Here is a 12,378-nt window from a genome sequence, read left to right on the forward strand (position 1 = left end):
TTCTACGAAGCGAAATAGCGCACAAACTGGGCCGGATCTCGCTCGGGCAGTTTGCGTACTGCTACCTGAGGGGTGCCCAGATACAGGAAGCCGACGATCTGGTCCTGCTCGGTCAGGCCCAGCGCCTGATGTACGCCGCGATCAAAGGCAAACCAGCCGGTACGCCAGATGCCGTTGAAACCCTGGGCCTGAGAGGCCATCTGCATCGCCATCAGCGCACAGCCGGCGGAGATTTCCTGCTCCAGCTGCGGCACCTTGTCGTGGGGCTTCACCTTGGCCACCACGGTGATCACCAGGGGCGCACGCAGGGGGGCCTGGCGGGCTTTCTCTACGCTGTCTTCATCGTCACCCTTGGCGCGAGTGGCCTCGGCCAGAATGTCACCCAGCTTTTCCCGCTGTTCACCGCCGAACACGATAAATTCCCAGGGGGTCAGGGCCGCATGATCCGGCGCCCGCAGCCCGGCCTTGAAAATGGCCTCCAGCTGCTCGCCGGCCGGGGCCGGCTCGATCAGCCGAGGATTGGAGTGGCGATTGAGTAACAGTTCCAGTGCATCCATGAATTAAAACCTTATGTAACAAGCTCGTATTTTGATGCCCGCTACCTTAGCAGCACGGCGCCCGGGCATAAAGTCTTTGAGGCTGTGAGGCGCTGTACCGCCCCCCCCCACCCCGCCTCCCCCTGGCGATAATCCACCGTCATGTCTGTTTTTCCGCTGCCAAGGGGGAGGAGCAATTCGGCGCCTATTTCTAAACACAGCGCCGGTTTGCTCCCTCCCCCTTTTCCTCTCACACCTCACCATCAAATCACCGCCGCCAGTTCGGTGCCCTGGCGAATGGCCCGCTTGGCATCCAGCTCTGCCGCCACGTCGGCGCCGCCGATCAGATGCACCTTGCTACCCTGCTGTTCCAATGCCGCCTGCAGGCTGCGATCCGGCTGCTGGCCGGCGCAGATAATGACGTTGTCTACCGCCAGGCACAGCGACTCACCGTCGCGCGTTATGTGCAGACCCGCATCGTCGATGCGCCGATAGCTGATCCCGCCCCACATCTGTACGTCGTGGTGGTGCAGGCTGGCCTTGTGGATCCAGCCGGTGGTCTTGCCGAGCCCCCTGCCGGGGTTGCCCGCCTTGCGCTGCAGCAACCAGACCTGCCGCTTCGGCTGCGCCAGCTTGGGCGACATTAGCGCGCCCGGCGCCCGGTATTGCCGGTCGATGCCCCATTCCGCCAGCCATTGCTCGGTATTCTGGTTGGGTTTGGCCACCAGAAATTCGGCCACATCGAAGCCGATGCCACCGGCGCCGATAATGGCGACCTTGTCGCCCACCGGAGCATGACGGGCCAGCACGTCGAGATAGCTCAGCACTTTGGGGTGGTCGATGCCGTCTATCTCGGGGGTGCGCGGACGAATGCCGCTGGCCAGTATCACCTGGTCAAACCCGGCCAACAGCTCGGTGGTGGCCTCACTATTCAGCCGCAGATCCACCCCGGTCTGATGAAGCCGGTGGCGAAAATAGCGCAGGGTTTCAAAAAACTCTTCCTTGCCCGGTATCTGCTTGGCGTAATTGAACTGACCGCCAATTTCGCCTGCCCGCTCGAACAGGGTGACCCTGTGACCGCGCTCGGCGGCCACGCAGGCAAAGCTCAGCCCGGCCGGCCCCGCGCCCACCACCGCCAGCCGTTTGGGGCCGGCGGTGGGCACGAAGTTCAGCTCGGTTTCATGGCAGGCTCTGGGATTGACCAGACAGGAGGCGCGCTGCTGCTTGAACACATGATCCAGACAGGCCTGATTGCAGCCGATGCAGGTATTGATAAGCGCACTCCGGCCCGCCGCCGCCTTGTTGACGAAATCCGCATCCGCCAGAAAGGGCCGGGCCAGGCACACCAGATCTGCCTGATGGGAAGCCAGTATCCGTTCCGCCACCTCGGGAGTATTGATGCGGTTGGTGGCAATCACCGGCACCGACAACGACTGCCGTACTTGTTCGGTCACCCAGCTGAACGCCGCTCTGGGCACGCTGGTGGCGATGGTCGGTACCCGGGCCTCGTGCCAGCCGATGCCGGTATTGATGAGACTGACACCGGCCTGCTCCAGCGCCCGCCCCAGCGCTATCACTTCCTCCAGACTGGATCCCTGCTCCACCAGATCCAGCATCGACAGCCGAAAGATAAGAATAAAATCATCGCCCACGGCGGCGCGCACCGCCTGTACGATTTCCAGCGCAAAACGGTGGCGGTTATCACTGCTGCCCCCCCAGTCGTCCTCTCTGTGGTTGGTACGGGCACAGATGAACTGATTGATGAGATAGCCTTCGGAGCCCATGATCTCGACCCCGTCGTACCCGGCCTGGCGCGCCAGCACGGCGGTATGGGCAAAGTCCTTGATGCAGTTGCGAATTTGACGCTCGCTCATGGCGCCGGGCTTGAACGGGCTGATGGGCGCCGCCTCGGCCGACGGCGCCTGCAAAAAAGGATGCCAGGCATAACGACCGGCATGCAGAATTTGCAGGGCGATTTTGCCGCCTTCTTGATGCACCGCCTCGGTCAGCAGACGGTGGCGGGGCACCTGCCAGGAAAAACCGAGCTGCGCGGCGTGAGGCAGCAGCCGGCCACGAAAGTTGGGGGCAATGCCGCCGGTGATGATCAGCCCCACACCGCCGCGGGCCCGTTCGCGATAAAAGGCGGCCAGCTTCTTGAAACCGCCTTTTTCTTCTTCCAGCCCGGTGTGCATGGACCCCATGATCACCCGGTTTTTCAATGTGGTGAAGCCCAGATTCAAGGGGGCCAGTAAATGCGGGTAATGGCTCATGCTCCCTCCGCCGAACAAGACAGGTTTGACCACTTGAGGCTAATGGATCCAGGGGGCGTTTTCAAACACTCGTTTTACGGTAAACCGCTTACCGCTCGTGGCATTGTGAAGTCACTGCCGTCATAATGGATTGATTCGAAAACTATTCCGATTAAGGCGTTGCTATGTGGTCTGCCATCAAGTGGGTGTTTCGTACTCTGGGTCGGGTACTGAATGCCATTCGCATGTTGATTATCAACCTGCTGTTTCTCGCCATACTGGTTGCTGTGGTGCTGGTATTCAGCTCAAAGGATGAAGCGCCCACCCTGCCGGCCAGGGCCGCGCTCACCCTGACCCTGACCGGCCCGATACTGGAGCAGGACACCATCGCCAGCCCCCGGCGCCTGGCCGAAAAATGGCTTTCCGGCGACAACACGCCGCCCCCCATGACCCTGAGTCAAATAAAGGAAGCCCTGGATCGGGCCCGCAACGACGAGCGCATCGGCGCCCTGGTGCTGCGACTGCAGAACATGAGCGAGTCCAGCCTCACCAAGCTTGATGAAGTGGGTGAAGCCATCGAGGGCTTCAAGACCTCCGGCAAGCCGGTGTATGCCCTTGGCGACTACTACACCCAGGGCCAGTATTATCTGGCGGCCCACGCCGACGAAGTGCTGCTGAATCCGGCCGGCGCCGTTACCATTCAGGGCCTGGGCGTCTATCGGCTGCATTACAAGTCGGCCTTCGAGCGTTTCAACATCACCCCCCATGTGTTTCGGGTCGGCACTTACAAGTCGTTCGTCGAGCCTTACCTGCGCGACGACATGTCCGAAGAGAGCCGTGAAGACACCCTGCGCTGGCTCGGCCAGCTGTGGCAGCATTATCAGGACAACATCGTCACACTTCGGGACATTCCCGCCGATCATATCAATCCGAGCAAAGAGCAGCTGCTGAGCCGCTTTGGTGCCGTCAATGGTGATCCGGCTCGCTACGCCCTGGAGCAGGGACTGGTCGACAGGCTGGCCAGCCGTAACGAGATGCTGCAAACCGTGGCCGAGCAGGTAGGCTGGGACAGTCAGACCAACCGCTACATGAGCGTGGAAATTCCCACCTACCTCAGCCACAGCGCGCCACGCAAAAACGCCGCCCCGGCGGTGGGTCTGATCACCGCCAGCGGCGCCATCATGGGCGGCGATGCGGGCCCCAATACCATCAACGATGAATACCTGAGCCAGTTGATTGATGAAGCCCGGCTCGATGCGGACATTCACGCCCTGGTGCTGCGCATCGACAGCCCCGGTGGCAGCGCCTTTGCCGCCGAGCAGATCCGCAGCAGCCTGTTGCGCTTCAAGGAAAGCGGCAAGCCGCTGGTGGTGTCCATGGGCAGCATCGCCGCCTCCGGTGGCTACTGGATAGCCGCCGACGCCGACAGAATCTACGCCGCCCCCACCACCCTCACCGGCTCCATCGGCGTGTTCGGTCTCTTCCTCACCTTCGAGGAAGCGTTCGAGAAACTGGGCCTGCATACCGACGGCGTAGGCACCACCGACTTTGTGGGCGCGGGCCTGACCACCGGTTTGCCGGAGCACACCAAGCAGCTGATCCAGATGGGGGTCGAGCACACCTACGATCAGTTCGTCGACCTGGTAGCCAAGGGCCGCAGCATGAATCCGGAGCAGGTGGAGCGTGCCGCTCAGGGCCATGTCTGGACCGGACAGGACGCCAAAGAGCTGGGCCTGGTGGATGAACTGGGCTACCTGAACGATGCCCTGGCCGGTGCCGCCGGGCTGGCCGAACTGCCGGAATTCAGCGTCAAGCCGGTCAAGCTGCCCACTTCCGCCAAGGACATACTGCTGGAACAGCTGCTGCTGGACTCGGGTGTGCTGAGCGACTGGGCCACCGCCGCCCTGCCGGCGGTATTGCGCCCGGCCGGTGAGCAGCTCAAGAGCGAACTGTCGGCCTTGAGCCATTTCGACGATGTGCGCGGCCAGTATGTGCTGTGTGTTGAATGCCAGGAGTTTTAATGCGCCAGAAAAAAATCTACATCGCCTACACCGGCGGCACCATCGGCATGCAGAAATCCGCCAAGGGCTATGTGCCCCACGCCGGCTTCATGACCGACTGCCTGGCTCATACCCCGGAGTTTCATCGCTCGGAAATGCCGGCCTACCATATTCACGAATATGATCCGCTGATCGACTCGTCGGACATGACCCCCGCCGACTGGCAGCGCATTGCCGATGACATCAAGACCAACTACGACGACTACGATGGCTTTGTTGTGCTGCACGGCACCGACACCATGGCGTTTACCGCCGCGGCGCTGTCGTTCATGCTGGAAGATCTGGACAAGCCGGTGATCGTCACCGGCTCGCAGATCCCTCTGGCCGAGCTGAGATCCGACGGCCGCCCCAACCTGCTCAATTCCCTCTATGTGGCCGCCAACTATCCCATCCACGAGGTGGGGTTGTTCTTCAACAACCGGCTGTATCGGGGTAACCGCGCCAGCAAGGTGCACGCCGACGGTTTTCAGGCCTTCGACTCGCCCAACTTTCCGCCGTTGCTCAATGCCGGCATTCATATCAGCCTGGAGTCGGGCCAGCTTGGCACGTCCACCGGCAAGCCGCTGACCGTCAGCCCCATCACGCCTCAGCCCATCGGCGTGGTCACCCTCTACCCCGGCATTTCTGCTGCGGTTCTCGGCAATATACTGCAGCAGCCGGTCAAGGCGCTGCTGCTGTTGTCTTACGGGGTGGGCAATGCCCCCCAGAACGAGGCCATGCTGACCCTGCTGGCCGAGGCCTCGGCCCGGGGCGTGATTATCGTTAACCTGACCCAGTGTCTGCGCGGCACCGTCAACATGGACGGCTACGCCACCGGCCACGCTTTGGCCCAGGCCGGGGTGATCTCGGGTTACGACATGACCACCGAAGCGGCACTGACCAAGTTGCATTACCTGCTCAGCAAAAACCTGCCGCCGGAAGAAATACGCGAGCTGATGAAACGGAATTTACGCGGAGAATTGAGCCAGCCGGCGTGAGGCGTGAGGCGTGAGGCGTGAGGCGTGAGGCGTGAGGCGTGAGGCGTGAGGCAAAATTGTAGATACCATTTATGCGGCGCAAACTATCGGAAGTATGCTATTTCAGGCATCGCGCCGGTTTGCTCCCTCCCCTGAACACGGTTCCCGCAGAATAACGGCGGGGTGCAACGCAAGGGGAGGGTTGGGGAGGGGTTACGGCAGAATATCTGCATGTTCCGCAGGCTCAGTGTCTCGGTCTGCAATGACACCCCCTCCCCGCCTCCCCCTGGCGAAAACCCGCCGTTATGCCTGTAACTCCACAGCCAAGGGGGAGGAGCAGCACGGCGCCAACTTATGAATTCGCCTCTACGAAACACGGCCCTTTCCCCTCACCCCTCACGTTCCCTCCCCCGATACAGCTGCCAGTGGTTAAGCAATTCGGCCATGTTGGCCACCTCCAGCTTGCTCATGGCCGAGGCGCGGTGCACTTCTACCGTGCGCACGGCTACGCACAGTTGCTCGGCAATGGCCTTGTTGGTCAGGCCGGCGGCCACCAGCGACACCACTTCCCGCTCGCGGGCCGATAACCGGGTGAAACACCGGTGCACCCGCGCCTGCGCCACCAACTGCTCCAGCTTCAGCCGGGCCTGACTCAGAGCGGTAGCCAACCGGCGGGCATCAACCGGTTTTTCGAGAAAATCCACCGCATCCCGCTTCATCGCCATTACCGCCTGGGGCACATCGCCGTGCCCGGTCAGCAGTATCACCGCCACCGTGCTGTTGCGCCGGCGCAGCGCGTCCTGAACCGCCAGGCCGTCCAACACCGGCATGGCCAGATCCAGCAGCAAAATAGCCGGCTTATTATCATCCAGCTCGTCCAGAAACTGCTGCGGGTGTGACCAGCCCAGGCTGTCGTGGCCCATCGCCTTGAGCAGAAAGCGATTGGCCGCCACCACCTGTTCGTCGTCGTCCAGAATGTAAATATGCATCAGCTCTCCTCGGGTAAAAACAGTGTGGCTCTGGTACCTTCGCCGGTATTCACCAGCGTCAGGCTCCCCCCCAGGCGAAGCGCCAGCCGGTGGCTGACCAGCAGCCCTATGCCCATGCCGTGATAGTGGCTGGCGGGCAGGCTCTGCTGCATCGCCTCGATAATGTGACTGTCTACCCCGCCGGCATCGTCTTCCACCGTCAGCCGCCAGCCGCCTGCTTGATGATGAGCGGTCAGCAACATGGTGCCGTTGTCGGCCTGCTTCCGTGTTGCACGGGCATGGGCATCCAGCGCATTACCGAGCAGATTATTGAGGATCTGCTCTATCGCCGGACGCACCGACAGCAGGGTGCCGGCCTCGGTGTGAACCGAAAGCCGCACTCCCTTCGCGGCGGCCCGTGGGCCAATGCGCGTCACCAGATCCCGGCACAGGTCCGCCGGTGCAAATGGCTCTGCTACCGGCAGCGGCTGGGTGGCCCACTGGCGAAAACGCCGAATAATGGCCGCACCCCGCTCGGTTTCCTTCACGATATGACTGAAGGCCTCCTGTTGTGGCCCGGCTTCACTCACCAATTCTCCCGCCTGGGCATAGGCCTGAATGGCCGACAGCGGCTGGTTCAGCTCGTGCGCCAGGCCGGTGGCCATTTCACCTACCAGGGTGCGTTGCCGCGCCTGAGCCAGCTCCTGCTCTTTGTGTTGCATCAGATCGTGCAGCTTATCCCGCTCCAAGGTGCGCCTGAGCAACAACAGGGTCACCCGATAGTGATGCAGCAACATGGCCAGCACGATGGCCGCAAGGGCGGCCAGAAAAGGCCAGTAACGGTCAATCACCTGGCGTAGCAGCTGCAAGGGCGACGTTGAGTCAAAAGCCGGCCCCAGTTGCCAGTCTGCCAGCAAGCGTTCAACGTCATCCAGCCGAATGGCCGCCCCCCACTGAGGGCGCCCCCGATGCTCCAGGTTGAGCAGGGCCTGGCTAATGGCTCGCAACAATGCTTCATCTGCCGCTCCCACGGCGGCGAAGCTCCAGCCCGGATACAGAGGGGTCGAGCGCACACAAATGGCATCATCCTGCACCATCAGCGCTCGAAAGTCGGTGCGCGTCACCAGGCCTTCCTGCACCATGCTTTCCAGCAGGCAGGCGGGCAACATGGCCGCATTCAGGGCGCCGTCACGCAGCAGGTATACCAGGGCATCCACCGGATAACCGGTAAAACGCAGCTTCAATTCGGCCGGCAACACCCCCTGGCGCCGCAACTGCTCTGCCACCAGCAGGTAGCCACCAAAGGCCTGCTGGTGCACCGCCCCCACCGGCTTTCCGCCTAATTGCCCAACGTCGGTGATGTCGCTGTCGGCCCGCACCCACAGGGTACCGGCCACGCTTTGTCTGGCCTGGCCGTAATGCGGATCCAGATAAGATGCCAGCCAGTTCAGCCCCTGGCCCCGGCTTAGCACAAAGTGCGCCGGGTTGGTCACCACAAAGTCGAGCCGGCCGGCGGCCAGTTCGTCGTCCAGTTGCTGTTGGGTAAGATACCGCCCCTCGAAGCGATGCGCGGGCAGCGCCCGATTCAACGCCTCCAGGGTGGGCGCCCACTCGGCGCGAGACTGCATCTCACCGCGAAACGCCAGCAAGCCGACTCGATAGGTCTCGGCCGAGGCGAGCGGAACACACAACAGCAAGAGCCCCAGGCATGCTAAAAACCTGTTCCAGATCAAGTCGAAGTCCCTTATGTGGAAAACCACAGTAGAACGAAGAAGCCACTCCCCGGGACAATGGACTCATCCTTTACCGAGGAACTCATTATGGACGCCAGTAAACGACAATTTCTCAGAAATCTGACCGGGCTCACCGCCGGTGCCAGCCTGATTCCGGTGACCGAGCTGCAGGCGGCACCGGCGTCTGCCGGCAAACGTTACGGCATGGTCATCGATCTGCGCAAGTGTATCGGTTGCCAGGCTTGCACCGTCAGTTGCAGCATGGAAAACCTGCCCCCTATCGGCCAGTTTCGCACCACGGTACAACAATACGAAGTCGAGATGGAAGACACACAACAGGTTACTCAGGTGATGCTGCCTCGCCTGTGCAACCACTGTGAAAATCCGCCCTGCGTGCCGGTGTGTCCGACCCAGGCCACCTACCAACGCGACGACGGCATAGTGGTGGTCGACAACAAGCAATGCGTGGGCTGCGCCTACTGTGTGCAGGCCTGTCCCTACGACGCCCGTTTTATCAATCACGAAACCCAGACCGCCGACAAATGCACCTTTTGCGTGCACCGGCTGGAAGTGGGCCTGCTGCCGGCCTGCGTCGAGTCCTGCGTGGGCGGCGCCCGGGTCATCGGCGACATGAAGGATCCCGACAGCCAGATCAGTCGCCTGCTCGGCGAGCATGCCGCCGACCTCAAGGTACTCAAGCCCGAACAGGGCACGGCGCCGCAAGTGTACTACATCGGCCTCGGCGAAGAATTCGTGAATCGCATCGACGGTCAACCCGGGCTCTGGTTCCCGGATCACGGTTAAGGAGGCTCCATGCCGGTTACCGAACTGCTCACCACTCACGCCGAGGCACCCTGGCTGCCCTGGGCGGTGCAATATTTCTTTCTGATCGGGCTGGCCGCCGGCGCCGCCCTGCTGCTGCCATGGGCGTTGAACGAGCGCACTGCGCTGCATCCCTGGTGCGGCCGCCTGGCCTTGATACTGGGCATCAGCGCCGTTACCGGCCCGGTGGCGCTGCTGGCCGATCTGCATCAGCCGTTTCGCTTCTGGCATTTCTACACCCAGCTCACTCCCGGCTCCTGGATGTGGCTGGGCGCACTGATTTTGCCGGTGTTCGTGACGCTGGCGCTGCTGGTGTCGTTCAGCCTGCTGCGGCCCCATCTCAGCCCCAAACAACCCTGGCTCAAGTGGTGGCTGGCACTGCCGCTCTGGCCCCGGGGACGAGTGCTGCACGCCCTGGCCTGGCTGACCGCCCTGGCGGCCATCGGCATCCTGCTTTATACCGGCATGGAGATCAGGGTGGTGCGCTCCCGCGCGCTGTGGGATACCGCCTGGCTGCCGGTCAATCTGTTGCTGACGGCCTTTCTCGCCCTGTTCGGCCTCTTGCTGCTGCTGGAGGTCATGATGCCCCGCGCCGATAGCGGCTCCTCGCCCCGCACGCTGCGCCGCGCCATGACCGCCACCCTGGCGGCCCTGACCCTGGCCATGCTGCTGTGGGCGATGTCCGGCATGATGCTGGGCAGTCCCTCCTGGCTGGAAGCCCGGCGGCTGTTTTTGAATTTTACCTTCTGGCGCCATCTGTTGTTGCTGTCGCTGGCCGGCGGCGCCTCGCTGTGGCTGCTGTGCCTTGTTCGCAATCGCCGCCCGGTGTCGGCCTTCGATGCCCTGCCCGCATTGCTGGCATTGCTGTGCGCCTGGGGCTTTCGCTGGGTGGTACTGATGAATGTGCAAACCGTGCCCAAATACGGCGCCGGTCTCTATCACCTGAGCCCCGACCTGCTGGGCTCGGCCGGCCTCATCGTTGTGGGCACTCTCGGACTGTGGCTGGCACTGGCCGGCGCCGTCTGGGCCTTACTGGATCATATGGGAGTCCGTCATGGATAAGAAACGTCGCACCCTGCTACAAGCCGGCATGATCGCCGGTGGCACCGGTGCCTTTGCCCTCGGCTATGCCGACCCGGTCAACAAGGCGGTCAAGGGGCTGCTCAACGGCACCAGCGGCGTGCCCACCAACGACGCCATTGCCGGCAATGCCCTGCAGCCGGAATTCATGATAGCGCCGAACGGCGAGCTGACCATGGCGGAGCATCAGGTGGTCAGCCCGGTACAATGCTTTGGCTGCTGGACCCAGTGCGGCCTGCGCGCCCGGGTAGATACTCAAAGCAACAAGGTGCTGCGCATCGCCGGCAACCCCTATCATCCTCTGTCCAACCCCAAGGCGCCGCCACAGGAAACTCCGGTGCGCCAGGTGTTTACCCAACTGGCCGGCGAAGCGGGGCTGGAGCACAGATCCACCGCCTGCGCGCGCGGCGCGGCACTGGGAGAACAACTGCAAAGCCCCTATCGCCTCACCCGCATTCTCAAGCGGGCCGGCAAACGCGGCGAAGGCAAGTGGCAAAGCATCGGCTTCGAGCAACTGCTGCAGGAAGTAGTGGAAGGCGGTGACCTCTTCGGTGAAGGCCATGTGGACGGGCTGCGCGTCATTCGCGACCTAAACACTCCGGTGGATGCCGACAACCCCGAGTTTGGCCCCAGAGCCAACCAGTTGCTGGTGACCAATGCCGGTGACGAGGGCCGCGACAGCTTCCTCAAGCGTTTCGTGTTCAACAGCTTCGGTACCCGCAACTTCGGCCACCACGGCAGCTATTGCGGCTTCGGTTTTCGTGCCGGATCCGGTGCCGTGTTCAACGATCTGAACAAGTTTGCCCACGGCAAGCCGGACTGGGATCACGCCCGTTTCGTGCTCTGCATCGGCACCTCGCCGGCCCAGGCCGGTAACCCCTTCAAGCGTCAGGGCCGCCAATTGGCTCATGCCCGCAGCGAAGGCGGGCTGGATTATGTGGTGGTCGCCCCCACCCTGCCCAACAGCATCAGCCGCCAGAATGAAGAACGCGGCCGCTGGGTGCCCATCAAGCCCGCCACCGACGATGCGCTGGCACTGGCGCTGATCCGCTGGCTGATGGAAAACGACGGCATCAATCAGTCTTATCTGGCTCAGCCCGGCCTGGCGGCCCAGGCCGCCGCCGGTGAGCCGAGCCACAGCAACGCCACTCATCTGGTGATTCAGGCGCCGCACCCGGAAGCCGGGCGCTTTTTGACCGCCGCCGACCTCGATATGGGCGATGCCGACACCCAACTGGTGGTCGATGCCGAAAGCGGCGAGCTGATGCCCCATACCTCGGCCCGTCCGGCGGCGCTGTGGGTAGAGCGCACAGTTACCATCAAAGGCGTGCCGGTTCAGGTCATGTCATCGCTGCAGTGCCTGAAACGGTCGGCGCTGCAGAAGACCCTGGCCGAATACAGCCAAGATTGCGGAGTACCGGTCAACATCATCGAAGGGCTGGGCCGGGAGCTGAAACGTCATGGCCGTCAGGCGGTGGTGGATGCTCACGGCGGCATGATGAGCGGCAACGCCTTCTACACCGCCTTTGCGGTACTCACCCTCAACACCCTGCTGGGCAATATCAACGGCGCCCGCCCCCATCTGGTGGACGGCACGCCGATGGCGGCCAACCCCCGGCTGGGGGCCGGCGTCAACCTCAACGATCTCGGCCTGATGGATCCGACCCGCAAGGAGGTGGCCAACGTCTGGCTGGACTGGACCAGCGGCGCCGCCGTTCGCCAGGGTCTGCCGGCACGGATAGAGCCGGCATAACCCCCTTCGGGGAGCGGTAAGCCGTAAGCTATAAGCTGTAAGTGGCGGGGGCGGGGGTCCAGTGTCTTTGCAGGAGAAGCGCAGGCTGACAAATCTGCGCAACAGGCCCTGGATTCCCGCCTTCGCGGGAATGACAAGAGAGGACATGCGGGAATGACGACAGAACCACACCTGTTATGCAGCATTACTTACCCAATCCCGATTCTCCAGTCCCTAATCCC

The 12,378-nt window shown here is 62.6% G+C and carries 9 protein-coding genes; 5 read left to right on the forward strand and 4 right to left on the reverse strand.

Annotated elements, in window-relative coordinates; all coding sequences use genetic code 11:
• Positions 1-2: 2 nt before the first annotated feature.
• Together ABD827_RS17365 and ABD827_RS17370 are read right to left on the reverse strand one after the other, a co-directional pair.
• Positions 3-557, reverse strand: coding sequence for an NAD(P)H nitroreductase (locus tag ABD827_RS17365; protein WP_344965951.1), 555 nt, complete (start codon positions 555-557; stop codon positions 3-5).
• A 242-nt stretch (positions 558-799) separates the two neighbouring features.
• A complete protein-coding gene (locus tag ABD827_RS17370; RefSeq protein ID WP_344965952.1) occupies positions 800-2,806 on the reverse strand; it encodes an oxidoreductase in 2,007 nt (668 codons plus the stop codon).
• A gap of 164 nt (positions 2,807-2,970) precedes the next feature.
• On the opposite strand from ABD827_RS17370, the gene sppA reads away from it, so the two are divergent.
• Both sppA and ansA read left to right on the forward strand, forming a co-directional pair.
• Positions 2,971-4,806, forward strand: coding sequence for a signal peptide peptidase SppA (gene sppA / locus ABD827_RS17375; RefSeq protein WP_344965953.1), 1,836 nt, complete (start codon positions 2,971-2,973; stop codon positions 4,804-4,806).
• Positions 4,806-5,822: an asparaginase gene (gene ansA / locus ABD827_RS17380; protein ID WP_344965954.1), complete on the forward strand. Its 1,017-nt coding sequence runs from the start codon at positions 4,806-4,808 to the stop codon at positions 5,820-5,822. The genes sppA and ansA overlap by 1 nt, the downstream gene beginning before the upstream one ends.
• A gap of 368 nt (positions 5,823-6,190) precedes the next feature.
• Here ansA and ABD827_RS17385 read toward each other — a convergent pair whose 3' ends face one another.
• Positions 6,191-6,790: a response regulator transcription factor gene (locus ABD827_RS17385; RefSeq protein ID WP_344965955.1), complete on the reverse strand. Its 600-nt coding sequence runs from the start codon at positions 6,788-6,790 to the stop codon at positions 6,191-6,193.
• Positions 6,790-8,466: a PhnD/SsuA/transferrin family substrate-binding protein gene (locus ABD827_RS17390; RefSeq protein WP_344965956.1), complete on the reverse strand. Its 1,677-nt coding sequence runs from the start codon at positions 8,464-8,466 to the stop codon at positions 6,790-6,792. Before ABD827_RS17390 ends, ABD827_RS17385 begins: the two co-directional genes overlap by 1 nt.
• Before the next feature lie 123 nt (positions 8,467-8,589).
• Between ABD827_RS17390 and dsrO the strand changes: the two genes are divergently transcribed.
• From dsrO to ABD827_RS17405, 3 genes are read left to right on the forward strand one after another with little or no spacing between them, the layout of a single operon-like run.
• A complete protein-coding gene (gene dsrO, locus ABD827_RS17395) occupies positions 8,590-9,306 on the forward strand; it encodes a sulfate reduction electron transfer complex DsrMKJOP subunit DsrO (protein ID WP_344965957.1) in 717 nt (238 codons plus the stop codon).
• A gap of 9 nt (positions 9,307-9,315) precedes the next feature.
• Positions 9,316-10,386: an NrfD/PsrC family molybdoenzyme membrane anchor subunit gene (gene nrfD, locus ABD827_RS17400; RefSeq protein WP_344965958.1), complete on the forward strand. Its 1,071-nt coding sequence runs from the start codon at positions 9,316-9,318 to the stop codon at positions 10,384-10,386.
• Positions 10,379-12,157 carry a hypothetical protein gene (locus ABD827_RS17405; protein ID WP_344965959.1) on the forward strand — a complete coding sequence of 593 codons (1,779 nt, stop codon included), beginning with the start codon at positions 10,379-10,381 and terminating at the stop codon, positions 12,155-12,157. Before nrfD ends, ABD827_RS17405 begins: the two co-directional genes overlap by 8 nt.
• Positions 12,158-12,378 lie beyond the last annotated feature (221 nt).

It is taken from the genome of Oceanisphaera sediminis, from assembly GCF_039539745.1.
Classification (GTDB): Bacteria; Pseudomonadota; Gammaproteobacteria; order Enterobacterales; family Aeromonadaceae; genus Oceanimonas; species Oceanimonas sediminis.